Consider the following 23,931-nt stretch of genomic DNA (forward strand, 5'->3'; position numbering starts at 1 on the left):
CTTGTGCATGCTATGATAGTCCAAACAAATTGGCTTTATTATGCAGAATTAAGAGGCGAAGCTCCAATGTTCAATAAGTTGTCTGTTGCGTTTTCTGGGGTGCTGGCCGCATGTTTAGCTTTTAGCTTGCACGCCACTGAGATTAAAACCATTGAATGGACTGATTTAATGCCTGAGGAAGACCTTAAGGCATTACTGGCCATGCCTGAAGTGGCGCATGATTATAGCCAACCTTCGCCCTTTGATGATAATTACAATGGCGAAGATCCGAGTGCCCAAATTTGGCAGCAAATATTGCAATCAGCCAAAGTCAAGCCAGAGTATAACAACAAGAAAATCCGTATTCCGGGTTTTATTGTGCCACTAGAATTTGATGATAAACAAAATGTAACGAGTTTCTTTTTAGTCCCCTACTTTGGCGCCTGTATCCACGTACCGCCACCGCCACCAAACCAGATTATTTATGTAACTGGCGCATCGAATCTCAGAGCGGATATGATTTATTCCCCGTTTTGGATTACTGGCACTATTACCACAGACAGCATATCACACGATCTGGCCAATGCCGCCTACAGCATGACGGCGGATAAAGTGGAAGAATACACCTGGGAATAAGCAAGTGACACACCAAGCACTAAGGCCGTTAAACGGCCTTAGTGTTAAGCGTTGTGATGTTTAAAAACGTACTGCGCTATTGCTTAAGGTTGTGGTTGCTGCGCCTTGCTGACCATTTAACACCCACTGTACATCAATTTTTTCCAGCGCTGGGGTTAAGCTAAATAAGCTTAATTCTAGTTGTTGCATCAGAGCAGGACGCTGGCATAACAAACTAATATTGGCGTAAAAATCACCATGGTTAACATGCCCTGGTTCAGTCAAGTCGGTAGACGCATCAGCACTTTGAATTTCACAGTTTGCCTCTGGGTTAACGCTAAACCAATTACCTTTAGCAAGATTATCTAATGCTAAAGCTATCTCTTGTTTTTGCTCGGTAGTGCTTGGTGCATGCTCAAAACCAACAATATTATACGCAGCAGATTGTAAAGCTAACTGTAGCTCATTTCCTTCAAGAACCAGCGTTAAGGTAGCAGCACCATGCACATGCGCACCTAATTGAGTGAATTCATCACCATGCTTATGATCGTGATGATGTTTGTGATCATGACTATCATGTTTATGAGCATGTTCAGCATGCTTTTCCTTTGCATGCTGGTCATGTTGATGTGCATGCTGATGGTTATGCGCCCGTTGGTCATCCGCAGTATGCGCATTGACCGTGACAGGCGAACTGATGGCTAACCACAGCGCGGATAGCGCGGCAAACGATAGACTTTTTTGCATTAGAACAAACCTCTCATTATGTTTTAATCATCATACTGAATTTTAAACCGCTCGCAATGCTCTAGCTGATCTGAAAAGGCCTTAGCTAGCGTAATGTCTTTCATTGTTTATCGATGCAGATGTTTATGCCAAAACTAATTGTGATCTTGGGCGATCAACTCAGCCCTGCACTTGCTAGCTTACGCCAAGCTACGCCTGACGACATTATTTTGCTAGCCGAGGTCAAAACCGAAGCCAGCTATGTAAAACATCATAAGCATAAAATCATCTTTCTGTTTAGCGCAATGCGGCATTTTGCTGAGGTATTGCGACAGCAAGGTTTTACTGTTCAGTATTTAGAGTATGGGCAAGATCCAGCAATCCAAAGTATCAGTGATGCTGTGCAAGCTACTGTTCGGCAATTCCCTATTCAGCAGATAGTAGTGACTGAATGCGGAGAATATCGATTACAACAAGAGCTATTGCAGCTGCAAGCACGATGTCAGTTACCTGTCACGATCATGGAAGATGATCGTTTTGTTTGTAGTTTATCCATGTTTGCGCAATGGGCTAGCGATCGCCAACAACTGCGGATGGAATATTTTTATCGCTTAATGCGCCGTCATACGGGGTTATTGATGGGCGCAAATCAGCAACCGGTAGGCGGGCAATGGAACTTTGATAAAGAAAATCGCAAAGCCTGCCCACCTAATATAGAGCAAATCCCGCCACTACAGTTCGCGCATTCTGAAGTGACCAAAGCGGTGATTACACTAGTCAATAATTACTTTGCTGATCATCCAGGTACAGCTGAAAATTTTCAATACGCAGTAACCGGTAAGGAGGCGCGTAAAGCCTTTTTGCACTTTGTAGAACAACAACTGGCAAAGTTTGGCGACTATCAAGATGCCATGCTATTGAACCAACCCTTTTTGTTTCACAGTATCTGCTCAATGTATCTCAATGCGGGCTTGCTCGATGTCCGCTGGATGTGCCAGAAAGTTGAACAGGCCTACAAAGAGGGACGCGTAAGTTTAAATGCTGCCGAAGGTTTTATTCGCCAAGTCATTGGCTGGCGTGAATACGTTAGAGGCCTGTATTGGTTAAAAATGCCTGAGTATGTAGAAAACAATTTTTTAGACGCACACAGACCGCTACCTAGCTATTTTTGGCATGCTAAAACCAAGATGCGTTGTATGCAGCAAGCGATCAGCCAAACATTAGAATTTAGCTATGCCCATCATATACAGCGCTTAATGGTTACGGGCAATTTTGCCTTATTAGCTGGCTTAAGCGTGCAAGAAACGACGGATTGGTATCTCGCCATCTATTGCGATGCTTACGAATGGGTTGAACTGCCTAATACGCTTGGTATGGCCTTGTTTGCAGATGGGGGAGTGTTAGCGTCAAAGCCCTATGCCGCCAGTGGCGCTTATATCAACCGCATGAGTAATTACTGTAAAAATTGCCATTACCAAGTAAAGGATACTTTAGGTGATAAGGCTTGCCCTTTTAATGCGCTGTACTGGGATTTTCTGGATCGAAATAACGATAAGCTAGGCCATAACGCTCGTCTACAGCTAGCTTATAAAAATTGGTTTGCCAAAGGCATCGAACAGCAACAAGCCATCCGTGATAAGGCGCAAGCGCTATTAATTCACTTGGAGCAGTTATGACGACACTGGTATTGCTTAATCAATGCTTGCGATTAAAAGATAACCCACTGTTAACTGCCGCAACCGGTGATGTCTGTGCCGTGGTAGCCTTAAATAAAGCTACGTTTTTTGGCCAACAGTATGGCATTTTTCGTGCTAATTTAGCCCGACTGCGCCAACAAACTGCGCTGATTACCGATCTAAAACAGCGACTGGCCCAGCACAATATTGGCTTAGTGACATTATTTGGCCATACCACCTCTGAACTGCAAACCCTAGCGCAACAACTGAATGCCAGGATGTTGATTGCGGCAGAACCGACTGCTACTGAGGAGTACGGTCAATTTCGCCAACTCGCGCAGACACTTAAGATCACACTGATAGACTGCAATAGCTTACTCGCAGCATCTTTACGACCTGCTCTAGCCACTTTTCCTGATCGCTTTACCACCTTTCGCAAACAACTTGAACCTTTGCTAAGAGTCAGCCCGCCAGCGCCTGATTTTCGTCTTACCAACAAACAGCAGTGGCTGGGTGTGACGCAAGCAGAAACCTTAAGCCAAAGCTGGCAGCAACTGGCAGAGTTTTCAGAACAAAACAGTGTGAACACAGCCGCATTGGATCTGGTTAAACACAGCGAAACAGCTAGTTGGCAGAGACTAGAACAGTTTATTTGGCAAAAACAACATATCCTGCATTATAAAGACACCCGAAACGCTTTAATTGGCGATAACTATGCCAGCTTTTTTTCTGCCCCCCTTGCGGTAGGTACCTTATCAGCGCGCAGTGTCTGGCAACAGATCGAAGCGTTCGAGCAAAAAGTTGCCGCCAATGACTCCACGTACTGGCTAAAGTTTGAGTTATTGTGGCGGGAGTTTTTCCGCTGGCAATTCCGAAAATACCAAGCGGCTTGGTTTAGCGCTCAAGGTATCAAAGGCACAAAACACTTTACGCCCCCCAAGCTTAATCAGCAAAACCTGCAGCGCTTTGTGCAATGGTGCCAAGGCCAAACCGGCGTGCCCTTTGTTGATGCGAATATGCGTTTACTCAATCAAACTGGCTTGATGAGTAACCGTGGACGGCAAAATGTCGCCAGTTACCTTATTCATGATCTGGCGCTAGATTGGCGCCTCGGTGCGGCTTACTTTGAACAGCGTTTACTGGATTATGATGTGGCGAGTAATTGGGGGAATTGGGCTTATATTGCCGGTTATGGAAATAGTGAGGCACGCCCTTTTAGCCTGATTAAGCAAGCGATTAGTTACGATCCTGAGGCCAGTTTTGTGCGCCAGCTGCTACCTGAGTTGAGCACTAAAGGTAAAACGGCACATCGCCCCGCGGCAGGCAGCATTTTAGCTGCACTGAATCGAAACTGGCTGGCTGAGTTGGACAAGTAGCAGATGCATTTACTTTGGCTGAAGCGCGATCTTCGTCTGGACGATCATGCGGCTTTATATCATGCAGCCCAACATGGGCAGCCGGTATTACCTGTATATATTGTTGAGCCTGATTACTGGCAACAGCCGGATACCTCGCTGCGACATTGGGCCTTTATCAGCACCGCGTTAGAGCAGCTGCAGATACAATTTACAGCTCTAGGACAACCGCTACTGGTTTTTTATGGGCCAGCTAGTCGTGTATTCCATGAGCTATTACAATATTTTCCTATAACGGCGGTTTATAGCCATGAAGAAACGGGCAATTTATGGAGTTATCAACGCGATATTGCCGTGGCTGGCTTTTGGCAGCAACGCGGTGTGCCTTGGTATCAATATAAACAATTTGCTGTGTTCAGGCCGCTTGCCAACCGTGATCTCTGGTTTAAACAAGCAGACGCGTGGTTAAGCGCTGCGCTTTACCCTACACCAAGCTCACTGCCTTTTATCTGCCCGAGTAATTGGCAAGCACCTTTGCCTTCGCCAATGCGCACCAAGGATTTACCCGCTTGTATCGAACCGCAACAGGCACAGCATTGTGCAGAGACTTTACAAAGTTTTCTGCAGCAGCGCGCCCAAAGCTATCGCGGAGGGATCTCTTTTGCCGCCAAGGCGGCAAATAGCTGTTCTCGGTTAAGTCCCTATCTCAGTTATGGCATGATCAGCATGCGGGCTTTGCAACAACTGAGTTGGCAACAGCGAAAAAATACGGAAAATAGCCGACAACAGCAAGGATTAGACGCGTTTTACAGTAGATTGCGTTGGCACTGCCACTTTATGCAAAAGCTCGAGGATGAGCCAGAAATTGAATTTAGAAATATGCATCGCGGATTTGATGGTTTACGTGAAACTGCATTTTGCAAGGACGCTTTTCACGCTTGGGCTACCGGTAATACAGGCTACCCATTTATTGATGCCGCTATGCGCTCCTTGCTGCATACCGGCTGGCTACATTTTCGCGGTAGAGCCATGTTAGTCGCCTTTGCCTGTTATCACTTATGGTTGCATTGGCGCCCTGTGGCATTGCATTTAGCCCGCTGCTTTGTCGACTATGAGCCAGGTATTCATTACCCACAAATTCAAATGCAAGCTGGCACCACTGGCATTAATCCCAATCGGATGTACAACCCAATTAAGCAAAGTCTGCAAAAGGATGCTGACGGAGTATTTATCCGGACTTGGCTGCCGGAGCTACGGCATATTCCTACCAGCTGGTTACACCAACCTTGGCTACTTAACAAGCAACAACAACAGCAATACCTCTGCCTGCTTGGTCGAGATTATCCGCAGCCGGTGATTACAGCCGAACACGCTATGCGCTTAGCTCGGCAACGCCTAAAAAACTGGTTAAGCGAGCATCGTCAACATTGGAGTGATGAAAAAAAGCGCATTGTGAAAAGACATGCTAGTCGCAACCGCCCAATAGAGCGGCGCAAAACTATTTCCAGACAACAATTAACGTTATTTGATGAGCGTTAACAGTAATCTCAAGTAACTAAAGCATGCTCTAAAAGCCGCCTTTTTAACTTACTTGAGTCAATAATTACACTATTAGTCTTAAATGGCTTCTTCGTCTTCTTCGCCAGTACGAATACGAACCACGCGCTCGACGTCAAACACAAAAATTTTACCGTCACCAATGCGGCCTGTCTGAGCGGTTTTCATTATCGCCTCGACACAACGTTCAACTTGATCATCCGCGACGACAATATCCAATTTCACCTTAGGTAAAAAATCTACCATGTATTCAGCGCCACGGTATAATTCGGTATGGCCTTTTTGCCGACCAAAGCCTTTTACTTCTGTTACCGTCATACCGGTAATATTAATATCGGCTAGCGCTTCGCGCACATCATCCAGTTTAAAGGGTTTGATAATTGCTTCAATTTTCTTCATGGTATTACCGCCGCGAGTGACTTCAGATAGCCGCAGTATAATACAAGCAAAGGTCTGCTTCAGCTGTTTACAAGAATTTCTTGTTTTTCTTCGCCGATAATGCTTAAAGAACAAGAATTTCTTGATCTTATAAGCGCCAGATACGTTAAGATAATAACCCTTTTCATAAACAACAAGGCGTAAGTCAACGAGGCGATTATGGGAATTGCACAACAAATCATTGCAGAAATGCGGGTATTGCCCCACATTGACGTAGCTTATGAAGTACGACGTCGTGTCGATTTTATTAAAAACCGCCTTACGGCAGCAGGATTGAAAACGCTGGTTTTAGGGATCAGCGGCGGCGTAGATTCGACGACCTGTGGTCGCTTAGCACAGCTTGCTGTTAATGAATTAAATGCTGACGACGCTAACGCCCACTATCGTTTTATTGCGGTACGCCTGCCCTATGGTGTACAAAAAGATGAAGAAGAAGCGCAATTAGCACTTCGTTTTATTCAAGCCACAGCGGCGGTAACGGTGAATATTAAAGCCGCTGCCGATGCACTACACGAAGCCACGCTATCCGGTATCACAGGGTTAGCCTTACCCAGCGAGGCTATGCAAGACTTTGCGAAAGGCAACGTGAAAGCGCGTTGTCGCATGTTAGCGCAATACCATATTGCTGCACTGCAAGGTGGTTTAGTACTAGGTACCGATCATTCAGCTGAGAATATTACTGGTTTTTATACTAAATGGGGTGATGGCGCTTGTGATTTGGCCCCGCTATTTGGTTTAAGTAAACGGCAAGTGCGCGCTTTGGCAAGACATCTGGGGGCGCCAGAGCTATTAGTTGAGAAAATACCCACTGCCGATTTAGAATGCCTAGCCCCGCAAAAAGCAGATGAAGCCGCTTTGGGGTTAACTTATCAACAAATTGATGATTTTCTCGAAGGTTTGCCAGTCGCCACAGAGGTATCAGAACGGTTAATTCAAATCTATCAGAAAACTCAGCATAAACGGCAAGCAATCCCGACGATCTACGATTAATAAAATTAACACAGATAAAACATTTTTAAACATTATGCTACACTTTGACATTATTGGGTGTTGGAGTGTGGCAGATGAAACAACATGGTCTTACATTAGTCGAAATATTAATTACCATTATTATTTTAGGGATACTGCTCAGTATTGCTACACCTGTCTTTACTGAACTGATGCATAAATATCGCGCGAGCAGTTATATGCAGCAGTTTAGTCGCCACCTACATTATGCTCGAATCAAAGCTAGCCTTTCGCAGGCCCAAGTAAAAGTTTGTCCAACGGCTGACAATCAGTGTGATGGTCACTGGCAATTCAGCCCAATACAGTTAGCATTGGTCGATCCCGTCGGGCAAACAACAAAACTACTTCGAGAAATCCCACAAGTACCTGTCAGGCATCGTCTTAGTTATAACCGTCAGCAATTACATTTTCGGCGTGACGGCAGTCTTGATGCATTAGAAAATGGCACTTTCTTTTACTGCCCTCCAGCCTCTTATCAATGGCATTATCGATTGGTATTAAATCAGGCAGGACGCAACAGACTCACTAAACATCAGCAAAGCTGCCCGGTTTAATCAAAAAGCTACTGCCAACAACTGATCGGTTCTGTTATGTCAACATTCCGTTGCCCTAAATGATTCAGGCTATAGTGTCGACATTTGCTATCCTGTTGCTGGGGGCCTTGCGCAATCATTAGCAGACGATAGGCCTGATTATGTTCCTGCAGCTGAATTTGTAAGCGATAACGACCAGAAGGCGTTGCGCCCCCCGACAATCCTAACTTAACTAAATCCGCGCTGTACTCGGCAAAATCGGCTAATAACTGTTCTTGACGACTGGCAATCGTCAACATAGTTGTCACCGCTTCCGCTCTATAACTTCGCAGAACATATTGCTGATAAGCAGGGTAAGCTATTGCAGTTAAAATTCCCAACAACAGTACAACGATCAGCATTTCCAATAACGAAAAACCTTGCTTGCTCATCAGTAGCCCCCCAGCTCACTGCGATAAGTAGCCAGCCTTTTCCATAAAGGAAATCGACTTAAACTCAGTGGCTCGGTACAGTTATGACAATCGGCACTGATTTTAAGTAGGTTTGGTAGAACAACTTGCCATTGCGTTTCAGTGCTTAATACCAGCTTTAATTGTTTATCCGCTTGTTGTCGCAAAGCAAACTGTGCATCAGCAAGATAGGGGATCAGTTTATTCCGTTGCCGATAAACCTGCGTGGCGGAATGTAAATGCAAGGCGAATAATTGCTGGCTATCATCTGTAACATCACAAGCGTCGGGATTGGCAGTACTAGCCACAGCTGCGTAAATAACTCCGGCGATTACGGTTGGCGCCATACTCATTTTCCCTGGAAACTGCACCAACCAGCCGGCTTCGGCCAGCAAAGCTCGCCAATCATTTGCTGAAAGCGTCTGATTTACTTCTGCTTCACTTAGTACCGTTCTATCCAGCAAGTGTTCAAATTGCGTTAACGCAACTTGTGTCATAGCCATATTAAAACGTAACATAAACAAGGTGTCATGACCGCTTTGTCTATGACGCGCAATCAATAACACGAGTTGTTTATCTGCCTGCCGCCAAGCTAAAGGCGCCAAGGTAGCAGGTAAACGCGCTCGTAATAAACCTGCTGTGGCAATAAAATCCAAACCACTAGCTGTTAAATCTGCCATGAGTTTCGGCAAGCCAAACTGGCCATCACGAATCGGCAAACGCCAAAGCCTACCCTCTTTACTCAGTAACCAGAGATGATCGGTGAGGCCATCCAAGTTGGCATCTTCTAATAAGGGGCGGGCTTGTATCTGTTGTGCTTGGTTAGCGAAAAATAAGTCCATACTGGCAACAGACCTGCCACTTTGCTCAGACAATAATTGTAACTGCTGTATACCTGATTCGCTTATTCCTACCGTTAACTGCAGTCCAGCTTTGTGCGGTTGATGCGCAATAGTCAGTCTTACTGGCTCAGGTGCTGAGGGGGGGCAGAGTGCATAAAGCGGAAGGGTAAACAGCATACTGAAAAGAAGCAGACTTTTCATGATGACACCTCCGGCAAGCGGATTTTTTTCCGAAGCACTAGGCTGTTATAACGACTTTTTATCGGCGCTTTATCTTGTCTTAAACTGGTCTCAAGCAGCAAGAGTTCACATTGCAACGCCGTGTCTGACCACGCAGCATAAACACCTGGGCAAGCCGGTAATGTGATGGTATTTGGCGGTAGCGCTGTCGGATCCAAACCATTTAATTCAGATAAATGCCGCTGTAAAGCAGCATATTCCAATTGCAACTGCTGCTGTGCAGCTTGTGCAGATTTCATACTCAATTGGCTAATGACTAAGTTACTGGTGACCATCAATAACGTCACCATGATAAATAACAACGCAGTGAGTAAAACCATCCCTCGATTTTTCATAACCCCTCCGATACTTAACTATGTTTTAACTGTTCATATCCTCACCTGTCAGCCAAAATGGCATTTTCAAAAAAGACGGCTCCACTGAGTAATAAGCGACGGTAATGATCACCAGGCGCGGTAAAACTGAGCTTGCCAAGTTGAAAGTGCCGGGTATTTTGATAACTGCGATCTGGCTCTAAAGATCGCAGTAACACGTAGTACTGCACAGCAACAATCCGGCTTTGCTGCTGTAACCAGTAATCTGTTGTCATTTGATTGGTCGCTAGACTGTAGTTAGGGTAACCATCCAAATCACTGTCAATTAAAAATTCGAAATGCAACCGCTCTACGCCGTCAATAATAGAGTCAGTGGCGATAGTGGCATGACCTGCCGCATTTCTGACCAATCTTTTGCGCATCAAAACGGGAATAGTACGCCCCGCTACTTGTTGCGCCTGAATGTAAAGTACCGAATGCTGATAGGGGTACAATAGCGTGGCATCATGACTTACCGTAACCGAGTCGACAAAACGGCTCTGTTGCCAATCAGTTTGCAGATAAAAACGATTAGTTCGCATCTCATTTCGAGCTACCTGAACTCCTACACCGCGCTTTAACTGTAAAAACTCAGTGTTCGGCAACACATTATTCAAACAATTTAATTGCCGAGTACCGCTAGCCGTACCAGCAAATACTGAAAGAAAGAGTTGATTGGCCTGAGGAAAGCTGCCTGAATCTAAGCCAGACGCAAAACAATCATTACTGGGTTGCGCTATGCTACTGTGCGCATCACGAATCGCCTGCTGACTTTTACCGCCCCAAAACCCACCATTTTGTAATTCATTATTTAATAGATTGAGTACCAATTGGCCGTTCTGTTGTAGCAAAGCCAACTGTCTCGTTTGCGTTGAAGATGCTTGAAAAGCGCTAAAAGCGGTAAAAATAAGTAGCAATAACAAGAATGCCAGTAACATAGCAATTAAGATTTCAACTAAAGACATGCCTCCGTGCTTGCCAATCATTAGCTTCTCCTTACCTTAGTTGCAAAGCAGATCGCCCTTCGTTGGCTTCACAGCGAGATCCAGTATGCGATGACCTGGCGGCGTGCTGCCGCCAGCTAGCGGATAATGAAACCGCTCCTGCATGTTGCTGTAAGCAAAACTCAGGCGCAAACAGTAAACCATAACCCGCTTGAGGTTCTTGCCACTTCCTCTGCCAGTCCAGCAAAACAGCTTGTCTGGCAGCGTTAACACTACAGGAAGCGGCGTTGCTGCATGATGGGGGTTGTTCAGAGAAAGGAAAAACAAAATCATGGGCACTTGCCGCACTAAAAGCCGCTAGCTGTTGCATAATATCTTGCGATAACGCAACAGCCGTGGTGCGTTGACTGGCATCAGTCACCATTTTAAGTGCCAGTAGTTGGCCTGCGAGGGCGCCCAATAAACCCACTTTCAAAATTAGTAAGGTAACCAAAACCTCGACTAAACTGGCACCACGCTGTTGTTCCATAGCAACCTCAGCATTCTTCTTCCTGAATATAAAAAGATAGCAGCCAAGGTTAATTTTTCAAATTTAATTTGTAATTTTTTTGCTACCAACAGGCTTGCACTGCTGCGGCCGAGGTGCCACCTTTGCCACTAGCACCTTTCTGCCCAGCTTGGTTTAACGATAAGGTACCACAGCCATCATTTTGTGGCCCCTTAGGTTCAGCAGTTAACTGAAAGGTTCTCGCTGCCACCGCTGCTAGCGCAAAGGTATAACGATCCGCCAGCTCCTGCTGACACTGTGTAGCGGGTAAGGCAATACCCGTAGGATCGTAACGCAAGTTTTGGGTATAAGTTCTTTCCATAAACTGCGCGTGCTCCATTAGGCAAGCCGTAGCGGCAGTTCTGTTGGCTCGTAGCACATACTCCTGATAAGATGGATAGGCAATAGCGGCTAAAATACCGACAATAGCAACGGCAACCATCAGCTCAATTAACGTAACTCCAGACTGCTTTTGCATTAGTTGATTACCTCTCGCCATGAAATACGACCACGTCTTAATTGCAGGTTAACCGTTCTGGAATCAATAGCCACCCTAGAATCACCGACTACCATTTGTTCTCCAACAAACACAGGCTCGCCAGGCATCCCTTCAAACTTCAGGCCGCTTAACACGTCTGTTGTTTGTACATCACCATTACCTGATGTTATACCATCAGCATCATCAAAACTACCATCTTGAGAAAGATCAAAGAGATGATATTTCAAACGACTGCCGCTAAAAGGATCAACGGCCATTACCCAGCCATCGCCCTGGGGATTACATAAATCTGAATCAGGAATAATGGTATTGATGATCAGATTAGACCCCACTACTCTGGCTCTAGAAGTAATACGTTCGCGGTTATCGATTAAATCCATATACCAGCCTTTTTTACCAACCATGTCGTTTGAAGTCGCGGCAGAGATCAGGCGCGTTTGCTCTGTAACATCCCCTTTACTGTAGGTGACGTTAGACATAGTTCGCTGCACCAAACTGCCACGAGAGCTAATTGGCGCACCATCAACGATACCATACCAACTTTGCTTATCATTATTGAGGCTATCACCTGTTTCCAAGTATTTTCCCGTACCAAAAAATAACCAGAGTTGGCCTGTTTGCGGATGGCTAGATAAGCTAATGCCGCCGGTTATCGGCTGAACTTTGTTAGCCGCATCTCTGGCGGTGAATAAAGGCGCGTTATTGTATGCAAGCCCCCAACTAGAAACCGAGGTACTGGCTAAGTCAAATTTCCAGACATTGCCTTTTAAATCACCCGCAAAAAACCAATCGGTATTGCCATTGCGGTTGCTATCCCACCCTTCTGGTTGTCCTAGCGCACCAGCCGTTGTCGGTAACTCTAACTTGATAGGTGTCCCACCGTTTTGGATATCAATAACTAATAAACCATTCTTACCGCTACTATTGTTATAGCCATATGGCATCACGGCTGCCCAGCGCCCGTTATTTAAACGCGTAATCACGGGTTTTGCGGTCATAATGCCCAGTTCAGGCAGCGTTAAATCCCACAGTAATGTGATATTGGTCGGATTCGTAACATCCAATGCAAATACACTATTACCGCCGCGTCCTAACGAACTTACTAACACCGTACGCCATTGATTATTAATATACACATCCGCCACAGTCGGTGAACCATCAACATAAAAACGGTGCGCATACGTTTCCTTAGCAAAAGATGACAGTTGCGCTGAACTTGTTAGCATTCGTTGTGGCACATAAGCAAAAATCTCTCTACCTGCAGTGCTACTCGCTGGATCGGCATTAAAACCATGCAACATCCCCGCGTTAGCTCCCACATATACAACAGGTGCGCGGTCTTTCTGTGCCGCTAAAAATGCGGCATATTTGTTTGCACCATCCCAAGCATAACGTTGAAAGTTACGGTTCTGTGGCGCACCAACATAAACCGGCGAGGAGTGGGCAATATCCCCAAGCAACGATACGCGTGAACGTAAGCTGCCATTGGGTTTTTCTTTAGATCGGTCACCACGCAGATAATCAACAATATCTTGCGATTCTAACGCTGTTCTTTCAGTAGTATTCAAATTTTCCCAACGAAATGGCACAGTCGTCGTCGCACCACTGGCCGTGCGACTAGTAAAAATAGGACGATCCGCCCAAGGCCCAAAGTTTGCAGACCATTGCTGGGTAAGCGTAGTTGCATTAAAACTGACTAAATTACCACTCCAATTTGCCGTATTGAATGAAGCTTGAAATACACTGTTGTCCTCTAATAATGAGGTAGTGGTAGCCGCCAAATTGGAAGCGGATGCAACACGATTAAGAATACCTTTTAGAGCTTCAGCTAACTGTGTACTAAAAGTTTGTGGATCTTTTGCACTGAAAAAGCCGCCATCACTGTTAACGCTTGCATGCAATAAATCATCAATTTTTTTAAGGCTGGTATCGGTGCCCGAAAAAGGATCTGGCCAACGGCTATCATTAGGCGCCCATTTGCTAGCCACTGCAGGATCTTCTGTCCCATCCACGCCTAAGCCTACGCCAAAAGTGACCATATGCTGCCAGTCTGGCGATTCTTGCTTTCTGCGCGGCACATTATTCGTTAAATTCATCAGATCGGTGGTGTAATAATAATGTGCGACATCAGCCAAGGTATTTTCTTTGCCATCTTTATCGGAATCACCAACACCCGGCGAAGTGCCATTCCAGGCGCCATCCGTCATTAAAATGGTAAAGTTTTGGCGACAGCTGACTAAAGTGCTACCTTCCAACGCTGGATTTACTCGATAAGGTTCAGGGGTACTAAAGTAATCTCCTGCGGCTTTTAATGTTGATCTTAAGGGCGTTCCACCTGAAGCTGTTTTTCCATAAAGCCAGTTATAGAAACCACTTCTGCCAGTGCCACTAAACTCACGAACCCCACGTTGAATTTTGGGCGATGTGTTGAGCGCGCCATAACCTACTCTGACATTATCAGGTAAGGTATTAAAGGCAGAACCGATACCCGAGCGTGCTAATAACAGACGATTACGGTAGTAAGAGTACCAAATCGCAAAATTCGTCTTTTGCGCCGCTGAAGCATTGTTCATAGAGACATATTGATAGCACTGCGCTTGTCGAGGATTGTTATTACAACTGCTCTCATTAGCTGTACTGGGTGCAAAACGATAATAAAAGCCGCCTTCGAAGAAGGTTATAGTACCTGAATCGTTGATAAATCTGAAATCCGACGATAATTCATGAAAATTCACAGCAAAACTGTTTGATAAATTTCTAAGACTTGTTTTGTTAAAACCATCCATCCAAGCGTTAGTATAAGTTGGCGCATCTAATAGTTGACCGGATGAATTAACTGGGATCTGATAAGTCACTGTAGGGTCATAATAAGCTGAATTTACTTTAGCCGAGTAATACCATGGATATTCTACATCTTGGCCTGTTCTCGTGTCGGAAATACATCTGCCTTGACTATCACGTGAGGTACATCGCCGAGGCGCTCGCCAAGCATAATGAATATCATCCGGCATAAACTCAAAGTTCATGGAACCGGAATCATCAATTAAAAATAGAATATTAGCAGGTACATCACTGCCTGTTTGTAAGGGAACATTGGGGATTGCTAAGGTATTCGCGGAAACAGCAACACTGATTCCCATGCTCATACCAAAACAACACCAGACAATTTTTTTGATTAAGGTTCGCATAATAAGATCCTTACTTGCCTTACAAACGCCAAATGGTTTGCATTATGACACCCGGCCGATTGTCAGCTGGCTGGGTGCGCGCAGTAATTCTAAAAGTGGGTGATAAACAATCGGCTTCTATGGTGGTACCGCTATCACAATCTGGTGCGGCTGGAGTTGGCCAGTCGCCAACATACTCAATGATGTAATGAGCTTGTAAATCCAACATTTCGTTTAATGCCGGTGGATTAATCCACACCGTTTGCGGATCCAACCAACGGTCAATCTGCCCTGCAACGGGTAGACCATAAAAGCCTTGTACAACACCAACGGCAGTGGCCGGATTAGGTAATAAGCCCAACAGCGAATTCTCTGCCGCACGCAGCGCAGATTCCGCTTGCTGCACAAAAAGCTGATGCTCGTACAAATTAGCGGTCATCCGTTCTTGCAAGGTAGAACGTTGCATACTAGATAGCGTTAATACCGTGATCGCGACTAACAATAATAGCGTTACAATTAATGCTACCCCAGATTGTCGAGTAAATTGCTGCATACTAGCCCCTTAGCGATTCCGTACGGCGACAAAAAATTCTACAGTTCGCATCTCTTCACCCATACTGATTTGCTGATAAACGGCATCGGCCAAAATAATTTGCACGTTAACCCCTACCACTTGGGTCATATCCAAGGCGGCTGAAAAAGGCACAGGTCCAAAGGGCGTATTACGCATTTGATAAGCAAAGCTAAGCCGCTCAACACCAAATAACACTTCTTCTTGCACGGGCGCACCCGACACAATGATTTCTCTAAATAAAGAGTTAAAATTAGCGTCTACTTCACTGGCTGCAACAAACCAGCGCACCGTAGCAAACTGCATTACCATGGCATCTGTTGGGTATAACCGCGGTCTAGCGGAACCGCAGACAAACGGATTGGCAAACCCCAAATCTACGGCGCAATTTAATCCAGTCGCAGCATGCTCTAGCCAATTATTGCCTACAGCGGATACCTGAAAGATCGAAGTTAAGGTGTCGTCACAGACCACAGCTAAATCACCAACACTTAACTCTGGCCGTTGATTTAAGTTCAGTCTTGGCGGTACATGATTTACTACGCTACTGCTTTGTCCTGCACCATACATAACGCGAATAGACTCATTGTTTGCCGCGTCCGCAGCAGTGCCCACTAAGCCGCCTTGCCAGTTTAACCATGCAGGGCTAACACCCGCGACTTGCACGACAGAGACCACACGCTCTGAATTATTACACCCCAAAAAGCCAGCACTGCGTAAGTCGTAAGACATAACTTGAAAAGCCAGCCGAATTCGATTCTGCAAGTTGGAAAGATCTTCCGTGGTTCTGGCGGTAGTTTGATTGGACAAATACACCCCAAAAACACCGCCCAATAGCAATAGTCCAAGCATCAGAGCAACTAATAACTCTGTTAAGGTGACACCGCGCTGATATCTCATGGCCGCGTTTCCATGACAATAATAGAGTCGGTATTCATACGCTCATTACTCCAGTCGATAGTGACCGTATACACCCCATCATTCCAAGCCACAGTGGCACAGGTTTGCGGTGAGGTGGCCGCTTTAACATCTTCAAACCATTGCTCTGTGCCTGGCGCGGGGGTATGGCAATCCATAGCAAAAGCGCCAGCGCGCGCGGCCGCTTCATTTACTCGCATCACTTCAAATAAGGTTTCAGTTAGAATGACCGCCATGGCACGCTCATGCGCCATATTAGTACTTTTTAAACTGATGGTTTGTAGGCCTGCAATACCTAAAAGGCCTATTGATAACACCACCACAGAAATCAGTACTTCTAGTAAACTAATACCGCCTTGTCGACGGATCGGCGAAAAGGTATTCATCAGAGCCTCCTTAGGGAGCGGTGCAAGCCGCGCTGGTTTGCGAATTAATGGCAATATGCCCACCGGATCGAATAACCACATCACGGGCATTATTGTTTTTTGCACCTGTTAAACAAATCCTGACCACGCCATTTAAAGGCGCGCCTGCCGTTGTTCTAATTAAGCCTTGAGGCGAAAAGCGGATTTCCGAGTTGGTCGCGCTTATGGAATTACCGGTATGGAGGATAAGTTTGTCTGATAAACGGTAACCCGAAGCCATCACACTATTGGCAACAATACCCGTCTGGGGTCTAGGCGGCGCTAAACCAATCAACCAACCTTGCCAGCCATTAGCAGAAGGGGCTGAGCAACTTTTGCCGTCGGTACTGTGACATAACACCACATGCTGATTCATTTTAATGGCTTCGGTACGCGCAGCATTCAGGGCACCCACTAGTTGGTTGACTTGCCCGGTTAACTGATTCGACTGTAACAACGAGATAAAGGATGGCACAGCGATAGTCACCACAATACTCAGCACGATCACTGTTATCATGAGTTCAATCAGAGTAAAGCCCGCGCTACGCCGCATATTTTTTTGTCTCTAAAGCCATTTATATAGCTTTACTATACCTTGCACCAAGGTTAAACCAACTGGAAAGCAGACTAGCGGAAGTTTTGGCCGATAAACGGTAACACGGCGTCTTAGCTTAACTGCAAACGCTGTTTAACCTGCGCCAAGGCGCGACGACTTACTGGCAAGCTATCAGGGCAATTTTTGAGCTGGATTTGATAACTACCCGCACTCAGTTTTAGCGCAGCAAAATAGCGAGGATTTAATAAGTAGCTGCGGTGGATGCGAACTAACTGTGGATAGCGTTGCTCTAACTCAGCTAAAGAGGTATCGACATAGGCCTCTCCTGTCGCAAAGGTTAACTTTACGTATTTGCTTTCAGCACTGCAATAAAACACCTCAGCCAGCGCAACCGTTTTGGTCACTAGCCCACATTGATAAGCAATTTTCTGTTCTGACGCTTGTTGCCGCTCTATATGTGCTCTAGTCAGTGTGCCTACTTTAGTTAAGGCTTGTGCCAATCTTGCGGCGACGACCGGTTTTACCAGATAATCTGCCGCCGACACTTGATAAGCACTTAGTGCGTGCTCTGGATAGGCCGTCACAAAGACCACCGCAGGTGGCACAGGTAACTCAGAGATCCGTGCTGCTAAGCTTAAGCCATCTTCATCCGGCATATCGATATCCAATAACACCAAATCAGGCTGCAAGCGCAGGATCTCCTGCCAAGCCTGACTCGCATGCTCTGCCGTACCAATACAATCGACATGCGGTAGCGCACTCAACAAACGCTGCAAACGACTGCGCGCTAGCGGCTCGTCATCCACAATCAAAATCCTCATTGATCCTCCAGCGGCAACACTAATTTAACGCGAAAACGCTGATCTTGTTGTACCGTGCTTAACTGCGCTTGGTTACCAAAGCACAACATCAACCGTTGTCGGATATTTGCTATCGCAATACCGTTTTTACTCTGATTTCTCTTACTTACCGATATGGGGTTATCAATGACGATACTCAGCTGCTTTTTTCCAAGATAGGCCTCAATATCCAAGGTTGCAGGCGCTGTTCGCGTTTCAAAACCATACTGAATGGCATTTTCTAACAAGGGTTGAATGGTCAGAGCAGGTAAAGAAATTGCTGGCAAACTGGCGGGTAGCTGCCAATTGATTTTAAGTTTTTCCCCTAGTCGCCACTGCTCTAAAGCTAAATACTGCTGACAAAGTGCCAGCTCATCGGCAAGTGAAATGCGCTCAGAGCTAGCCATTGCCGCCCGAAATAAATCCGCTAAATTCAGTAAAGCTTGTTCAGCCGCAGCCGCATCGGTATGAATTAACTCAGCAACAGTGTTTAGAGAATTGAATAAAAAGTGCGGACGGATCCGCGCTTGCAGAGCACTAAAACGAGCCTGATGCTGGGCACTAATACTGTTCGCCAATTCATCATACATAATCAAAAACTGCATCAGGACTAAACCGACGATAAAGGCAATAATCAGATGCTTTAGCACGAAAGAGCCTAAGCCGGCGCTTAGATTGATGTCAAACAGCAGCCAATAACTTAACAGTGAGCAACTACCGGTAACCAGCAGTAAAATCAGTTGCACCACCAATGCTAGCTGAGGCATGGAAAGATAACGCAAACGCGCTCTTAATCGAACATAGAGCAGACAACTTACTAAGCTGATCCAGTGCACTAGGATACTGATCAGCCCTAAACTATCCCAGAAAGCCGCCTCGCTACCAGAGGCTAAGGCTAAAATTAACGCTAAGGCTTGCGCGAATACCACCACCCGCAATAACGGTGCAGCCTGAGTAAGATCGGGTAATTGTAATTCAGGACGCCGAGTTTCCTTTGGCTGCTGCACCTAAGCTTACCTCACTTAACGTAACTCCGCCGGTATGGCAAAAACCACGTTTTCTTCGCGGCCAAGGGTTTCAGTAACCGTTTTACCGCCCCACATTTTCAGTTGGGCAATCACATCTTGTACTAACACTTCCGGAGCAGAAGCGCCCGCGGTCACCGCGACGCGGCTTATCCCCTCTAACCAACTTTGTTGGATGTCATTGGCGGTATCAATCAAGTGCGCAGTACAACCCAGCTTTTCCGCTAACTCTCGTAAACGGTTTGAATTACTACTATTTTTAGCACCCACTACCAACATTAATTCGGCTTTAGCCGCGAGCTCACGCACAGCGTCTTGACGGTTTTGTGTCGCATAGCAGATATCATCTTTACGCGGCCCCTCAATCTGTGGAAAACGCGCCCGTAACGCATCAATCACATCGGCGGTATCATCCACCGATAAGGTGGTCTGGCTACTGTAGCTAAGCTGCTGCGGATTCTTAACCTGCAATCGCTGCACATCCTCTACCGACTCAACCAAGTAAATGCCGCCCTCAGGGTTATTATACTGGCCCATAGTGCCTTCTACTTCCGGATGACCAGCATGCCCAATCAGGATACATTCAACCCCTTTACGACTGGCTCGCGTTACTTCCATGTGGACCTTGGTCACTAGCGGACAGGTAGCGTCAAACACTTTTAAGCCACGTTGTTTTGCATTTTCTCGCACGGCTTGTGACACACCATGTGCGCTAAAAATCACAATTTGGCCATCAGGCACTTCTTGTAATTCATCAACAAAGATAGCGCCACGACGTCGCAAGCCATCCACTACAAATTTATTGTGAACCACTTCATGCCGAACATAGATAGGATGTGGAAACAACTCCAAGGCGCGCTCTACGATACTAATGGCACGATCGACCCCCGCACAAAAACCACGAGGGTTGGCTAATAAAATATCCATACTTAGCTTACCTGCACAATTTCCACGTTAAAGGTCAGGGTTTGTCCTGCCAGTGGATGATTAAAATCGATGGTGACAGAATCGCCCACCACTTCACGCACTAATCCTGGTAACTCGGAACCATCAGGCATAGCAAAGCCGATGATCGCTCCTACTTTTGCCGGTGCTTCTGCTGAAAACTTGCTGCGGTCCACATAGTAAATATTGTCGGGGTTCGGCATACCATAAGCGTCTTCGGGTGCCAGCGTGAACACTTTTTTATCACCTGCCGCTAAGCCAAACAGTTCAGCTTCAAAGGCCGGAGATAAACTGCCATCGCCCATTTGTAGTTTGGCTGGTTTATTATGAACCCGCGTGCTTTCTGCAGCACTGCCGTCCGATAACTTAATATCAAAATGAAACACCACAGTACTGCTGTTACCAATAGTTTGGTTACTGTCGCTCATTGCTCGCTCCGGTTTCGTTAGTAAAGCTTTCCCAAATTAGTAAGGCGGCACCAATGCAGATCACTGAGTCGGCAATATTAAATACCGGATAGTGCCAGTTTTGGTAGTACAAATGAAAGAAATCAATTACATAACCAAAAATACTGCGATCAATTAAATTCCCTATCGCTCCGGCTAAAATCAGGCTCAATGCCAGTCCTAGTTTTAGATTACCGGCTGGAGCACGACTCATCCAAATACTGATAATCACACTCATCACTATGGCGAGCAACGTAAAAAACCAGCGCTGCCAACCACCGGCATCACTTAAGAATGAAAAAGCCGCACCATAGTTTCTAACGTAAGTCAGGTTGAAAAAGGGCAGCAGATCTATGGACTGGCCCAAGGACATTTGTTGATGCACTAACTGTTTAGTCACTTGATCAACGACCAACAATAGCAAGACTAACCACCACCAACGCCAAGCAGTTTCTTGAAATAATCGCATTACGCAAACTTCCTTACTTCACCCTCACCGCTGACATTACTAACACAGCGCAGACAAATTCCAGGATTCGCAACATCAGCCCCCACATCATGGCGGTGGTGCCAACAACGTTCACATTTCGCCGCAGTTGAGGCCTGTACCAATACGCTTAACCCTTTCATTTCTGTCACTATAGCCGCAGGATCTGCGCTAGCCGTGCTAACGGTGGCGGTAGAGGTAATTAACACAAAACGCAGCTCATCGCCCAGTCGAGCTAACGCATCGGCCAGCTCAGGGGCGGCATATAAGGTTACTTCCGCTTGTAACGAGGCACCAAGTTTTTCCTCACGGCGTGCACTTTCCAACACTTTATTGACTTCATCGCGCACTTGCAGCAATTGCTGCCAGTAGTCATCACTAAACTGCCCAGCCGGGATAGCCGCAAAGCCTTGATACCAGACATCAGTGAAAACAAAAGGCGTTTCTTGACCTGGTAAAGCTTCCCAAATCTCTTGTGCGGTAAAGCTCATGATGGGGGCCATCCAGCGCACCATTGCTTGGGCGATATGATAGAGCGCGGTTTGGCAGCTACGACGTGCTTGGCTGTCTTTATGCGCGGTGTACTGGCGATCTTTAATTACATCTAAGTAAAAACTACCGAGCTCAACAGTACAGAAGTTCATCAGTTTTTGACTCACCTGATGGAACTGATAGTTATCGTAAGCATCCACAATTTCTTGTTGTAACTGTGCTGCGCGGTTAACCACCCACAGATCCAGCTCGACTAACTGATTAAATGGCAGTAAGTCTGTTGCGGGGTTAAAGCCGTTTAAGTTGGCTAATAGGAAACGCGCAGTATTACGAATGCGACGATACTTATCGGCGGCACGATTTAGGATCTCGTCTGATACCGTCATCTCAGAGGTATAATCCGTGGTAGCGACCCATAAACGAAGGATATCGGCACCCAGTTTATTCATCACATCTTGTGGCGATACCACATTCCCCAACGATTTTGACATCTTGCGGCCTTCACCATCAACGGTAAAGCCATGGGTTAATACTTGCTTATAAGGGGCTTGTCCTTTAATGCTAACAGCAGTCATTAACGACGACATAAACCAACCACGGTGCTGATCTGATCCTTCAAGGTATAAATCAATTTGGGTCGCGCCATTAAACTCTGGACGCACATCCACTACTGCGGCATGGGTCACACCAGAATCAAACCAGACATCCAGTGTATCGGTTACCTTAGTGTATTGAGCTGCAGCAGCACCCAATAACTCGGAGGCATCTAAATCAAACCATGCCTGAATACCACCTTGCTCGACTTTTTGCGCAACTTGCTCAATTAAAGTAGCCGTATCGGGGTGTAAAGCACCGGTATCTTTATCAACAAATAAGGCGATAGGCACACCCCAAGTACGTTGACGAGAGATACACCAATCTGGCCGACCGGCAACCATATTTTCAATGCGCTGCTGACCCCAATCAGGGATCCAACGGGTTTGTTCAATTTGCGCCAGTGACGTCTGACGCAGCCCTTGCTGCTCCATGCTAATAAACCACTGCGGTGTGGCGCGGAAGATAATCGGCGTTTTGTGACGCCAGCAATGCGGATAGCTGTGTTTATAGGCCTTGTGTAGCAGCAAGGCACCGCGTTCTTTTAACGCTTCAACCACTGAGTCGTTGGCTTTAAATACATGCTGACCAGCAAATAGCGGCGTATCGGGTAGATAGACGCCGTTGGCACCAACTGGGTTCGCCACTTCTAGGCCATATTTTTGGCCTACTACAAAGTCTTCCTGACCATGACCTGGCGCGGTATGCACACAACCCGTACCCGAGTCGGTAGTAACGTGCTCGCCCAGCACCACGGGTACCCTAAAGTCATATAGCGGATGCTGTAATTGCACCAGATCCAACTCAGAACCTTTACAGAAGCCTAAGGCATGATAGTGCTCGATATTGGCGCGAGCCATCACGTCTTTAACCAGATCAGTGGCTAAAATTAAGCGCTCGGCACCGTTCGGGCCTTGTTCAACCTGAACTAACGAATAACTTAGCTCAGCGTTTAAGGCGACTGCGCGGTTAGCTGGAATAGTCCAAGGGGTGGTAGTCCAAATCACTACTGAAATGGGGCCATGGCCACGATGATCGGCCGGATGATCAAACTTATCGGCGACACTATCATCCACTACGTTAAAACGCACATCAATGGCTGGTGAAACTTTGTCTTGGTATTCAACCTCAGCTTCAGCGAGAGCAGATCCACAATCAGTACACCAATGCACCGGCTTAAAACCTTGGTGTAAATGGCCATTACCAATGATTTTGCCTAAGCTACGAATGATATTGGCTTCAGTATCAAAATCCATGGTGCGATAAGGCTTGTCCCAATCTCCCAATACCCCCAAACGAATAAAATCGGTGCGCTGTGCATCAATTTGCGTTAAGGCATATTCACGGCACTTTTGCCGAAATTCTGCTGGCGTTAACTTTACGCCGGGCTTGCCATACTTTTTTTCAACCACTAACTCAATGGGTAAACCGTGACAATCCCAGCCTGGGATATAAGGCGCATCAAAATCGGATAAGGTCTTTGCTTTAACGATAATATCTTTCAGAATTTTATTAACTGCATGACCGATATGAATATTGCCGTTAGCATAAGGAGGGCCATCGTGCAGGATAAAGGTTTTTTTACCTTTTTTGGCGGCGCGGATCTGACCGTATAAATCAGCGTCAGTCCACTTTTTCAGCATTTGCGGCTCGCGCTGCGCCAAGTTCGCACGCATAGCAAAAGCCGTTTCTGGTAAATTCAGGGTATGCTTGTAATCGCTCATCC

General features: G+C 46.2%; 25 protein-coding genes. 6 read left to right on the forward strand and 19 right to left on the reverse strand.

Annotated features, from left to right (window positions below):
* Nucleotides 1–66 precede the first annotated feature (66 nt).
* Complete coding sequence (locus ACO1PK_RS03825; RefSeq protein WP_423187347.1) at nt 67–615, forward strand: DUF3299 domain-containing protein; 549 nt, start codon at nt 67–69, stop codon at nt 613–615.
* 60 nt (nt 616–675) lie between these two features.
* Here ACO1PK_RS03825 and ACO1PK_RS03830 read toward each other — a convergent pair whose 3' ends face one another.
* Nucleotides 676–1,341, reverse strand: coding sequence for a ZrgA family zinc uptake protein (locus ACO1PK_RS03830; RefSeq protein ID WP_423187348.1), 666 nt, complete (start codon nt 1,339–1,341; stop codon nt 676–678).
* A 125-nt stretch (nt 1,342–1,466) separates the two neighbouring features.
* Between ACO1PK_RS03830 and ACO1PK_RS03835 the strand changes: the two genes are divergently transcribed.
* From ACO1PK_RS03835 to ACO1PK_RS03845, 3 genes are read left to right on the forward strand one after another with little or no spacing between them, the layout of a single operon-like run.
* Nucleotides 1,467–2,996, forward strand: coding sequence for a cryptochrome/photolyase family protein (locus ACO1PK_RS03835; RefSeq protein ID WP_423187349.1), 1,530 nt, complete (start codon nt 1,467–1,469; stop codon nt 2,994–2,996).
* Nucleotides 2,993–4,372, forward strand: a complete 1,380-nt coding sequence (locus ACO1PK_RS03840) for a DASH family cryptochrome (RefSeq protein WP_423187350.1) — start codon at nt 2,993–2,995, stop codon at nt 4,370–4,372. The genes ACO1PK_RS03835 and ACO1PK_RS03840 overlap by 4 nt, the downstream gene beginning before the upstream one ends.
* A gap of 3 nt (nt 4,373–4,375) precedes the next feature.
* Nucleotides 4,376–5,890: an FAD-binding domain-containing protein gene (locus ACO1PK_RS03845; protein WP_423187351.1), complete on the forward strand. Its 1,515-nt coding sequence runs from the start codon at nt 4,376–4,378 to the stop codon at nt 5,888–5,890.
* Nucleotides 5,891–5,968: 78 nt separating this feature from the next.
* Here the strand turns inward: ACO1PK_RS03845 and glnB are convergent, their stop codons facing one another.
* Nucleotides 5,969–6,307: a nitrogen regulatory protein P-II gene (gene glnB / locus ACO1PK_RS03850; protein WP_423187352.1), complete on the reverse strand. Its 339-nt coding sequence runs from the start codon at nt 6,305–6,307 to the stop codon at nt 5,969–5,971.
* Nucleotides 6,308–6,505: 198 nt separating this feature from the next.
* Between glnB and nadE the strand changes: the two genes are divergently transcribed.
* Nucleotides 6,506–7,336 carry an ammonia-dependent NAD(+) synthetase gene (nadE, locus tag ACO1PK_RS03855; RefSeq protein ID WP_423187353.1) on the forward strand — a complete coding sequence of 277 codons (831 nt, stop codon included), beginning with the start codon at nt 6,506–6,508 and terminating at the stop codon, nt 7,334–7,336.
* Nucleotides 7,337–7,410: 74 nt separating this feature from the next.
* Nucleotides 7,411–7,908 carry a GspH/FimT family protein gene (locus ACO1PK_RS03860; RefSeq protein WP_423187354.1) on the forward strand — a complete coding sequence of 166 codons (498 nt, stop codon included), beginning with the start codon at nt 7,411–7,413 and terminating at the stop codon, nt 7,906–7,908.
* An 8-nt stretch (nt 7,909–7,916) separates the two neighbouring features.
* Here ACO1PK_RS03860 and ACO1PK_RS03865 read toward each other — a convergent pair whose 3' ends face one another.
* The 17 genes from ACO1PK_RS03865 to ileS all read right to left on the reverse strand — a co-directional run bounded on the left by ACO1PK_RS03865 (nt 7,917) and on the right by ileS (nt 23,929).
* Entirely contained in the window at nt 7,917–8,318 is a 402-nt protein-coding gene (locus ACO1PK_RS03865) for a type IV pilin protein (RefSeq protein ID WP_423187355.1), read from the reverse strand.
* A complete protein-coding gene (locus ACO1PK_RS03870) occupies nt 8,318–9,379 on the reverse strand; it encodes a hypothetical protein (protein ID WP_423187356.1) in 1,062 nt (353 codons plus the stop codon). Before ACO1PK_RS03870 ends, ACO1PK_RS03865 begins: the two co-directional genes overlap by 1 nt.
* The gene (locus tag ACO1PK_RS03875; RefSeq protein ID WP_423187357.1) at nt 9,376–9,753 is read right to left on the reverse strand and encodes a hypothetical protein; all 378 of its coding nucleotides are present in this window, start codon (nt 9,751–9,753) and stop codon (nt 9,376–9,378) included. Before ACO1PK_RS03875 ends, ACO1PK_RS03870 begins: the two co-directional genes overlap by 4 nt.
* A gap of 41 nt (nt 9,754–9,794) precedes the next feature.
* Nucleotides 9,795–10,757: a PilW family protein gene (locus ACO1PK_RS03880; RefSeq protein ID WP_423187358.1), complete on the reverse strand. Its 963-nt coding sequence runs from the start codon at nt 10,755–10,757 to the stop codon at nt 9,795–9,797.
* Nucleotides 10,758–10,767: 10 nt separating this feature from the next.
* Nucleotides 10,768–11,244: a type IV pilus modification PilV family protein gene (locus ACO1PK_RS03885; protein ID WP_423187359.1), complete on the reverse strand. Its 477-nt coding sequence runs from the start codon at nt 11,242–11,244 to the stop codon at nt 10,768–10,770.
* Between the two features lie 82 nt (nt 11,245–11,326).
* Nucleotides 11,327–11,740, reverse strand: a complete 414-nt coding sequence (locus tag ACO1PK_RS03890; RefSeq protein ID WP_423187360.1) for a type IV pilin protein — start codon at nt 11,738–11,740, stop codon at nt 11,327–11,329.
* On the reverse strand, nt 11,740–14,949 hold the full coding sequence (locus tag ACO1PK_RS03895; RefSeq protein ID WP_423187361.1) for a pilus assembly protein: 3,210 nt from the start codon (nt 14,947–14,949) through the stop codon (nt 11,740–11,742). Before ACO1PK_RS03895 ends, ACO1PK_RS03890 begins: the two co-directional genes overlap by 1 nt.
* A 19-nt stretch (nt 14,950–14,968) precedes the next feature.
* Entirely contained in the window at nt 14,969–15,481 is a 513-nt protein-coding gene (locus ACO1PK_RS03900; protein WP_423187362.1) for a pilus assembly PilX family protein, read from the reverse strand.
* 9 nt (nt 15,482–15,490) lie between these two features.
* Complete coding sequence (locus tag ACO1PK_RS03905) at nt 15,491–16,399, reverse strand: PilW family protein (RefSeq protein ID WP_423187363.1); 909 nt, start codon at nt 16,397–16,399, stop codon at nt 15,491–15,493.
* Complete coding sequence (gene pilV / locus ACO1PK_RS03910) at nt 16,396–16,803, reverse strand: type IV pilus modification protein PilV (RefSeq protein WP_423187364.1); 408 nt, start codon at nt 16,801–16,803, stop codon at nt 16,396–16,398. Before pilV ends, ACO1PK_RS03905 begins: the two co-directional genes overlap by 4 nt.
* A 10-nt stretch (nt 16,804–16,813) precedes the next feature.
* The gene (locus tag ACO1PK_RS03915; RefSeq protein ID WP_423187365.1) at nt 16,814–17,374 is read right to left on the reverse strand and encodes a GspH/FimT family pseudopilin; all 561 of its coding nucleotides are present in this window, start codon (nt 17,372–17,374) and stop codon (nt 16,814–16,816) included.
* A 113-nt stretch (nt 17,375–17,487) separates the two neighbouring features.
* Nucleotides 17,488–18,198 (reverse strand): LytR/AlgR family response regulator transcription factor, encoded by a 711-nt coding sequence (locus ACO1PK_RS03920; protein WP_423187366.1) that lies wholly within the window; start codon nt 18,196–18,198, stop codon nt 17,488–17,490.
* The gene (locus ACO1PK_RS03925) at nt 18,195–19,223 is read right to left on the reverse strand and encodes a sensor histidine kinase (protein WP_423187367.1); all 1,029 of its coding nucleotides are present in this window, start codon (nt 19,221–19,223) and stop codon (nt 18,195–18,197) included. The genes ACO1PK_RS03920 and ACO1PK_RS03925 overlap by 4 nt, the downstream gene beginning before the upstream one ends.
* A gap of 15 nt (nt 19,224–19,238) precedes the next feature.
* On the reverse strand, nt 19,239–20,168 hold the full coding sequence (gene ispH / locus ACO1PK_RS03930) for a 4-hydroxy-3-methylbut-2-enyl diphosphate reductase (RefSeq protein WP_423187368.1): 930 nt from the start codon (nt 20,166–20,168) through the stop codon (nt 19,239–19,241).
* A gap of 2 nt (nt 20,169–20,170) precedes the next feature.
* Complete coding sequence (fkpB, locus tag ACO1PK_RS03935; protein ID WP_423187369.1) at nt 20,171–20,614, reverse strand: FKBP-type peptidyl-prolyl cis-trans isomerase; 444 nt, start codon at nt 20,612–20,614, stop codon at nt 20,171–20,173.
* Complete coding sequence (gene lspA, locus ACO1PK_RS03940) at nt 20,601–21,101, reverse strand: signal peptidase II (RefSeq protein ID WP_423187370.1); 501 nt, start codon at nt 21,099–21,101, stop codon at nt 20,601–20,603. Before lspA ends, fkpB begins: the two co-directional genes overlap by 14 nt.
* On the reverse strand, nt 21,101–23,929 hold the full coding sequence (ileS, locus tag ACO1PK_RS03945) for an isoleucine--tRNA ligase (RefSeq protein ID WP_423187371.1): 2,829 nt from the start codon (nt 23,927–23,929) through the stop codon (nt 21,101–21,103). Before ileS ends, lspA begins: the two co-directional genes overlap by 1 nt.
* Between the last annotated feature and the right edge of the window lie 2 nt (nt 23,930–23,931).

It is taken from the genome of Alishewanella sp. d11, assembly GCF_049390205.1.
Lineage (GTDB): Bacteria > Pseudomonadota > Gammaproteobacteria > Enterobacterales > Alteromonadaceae > Alishewanella.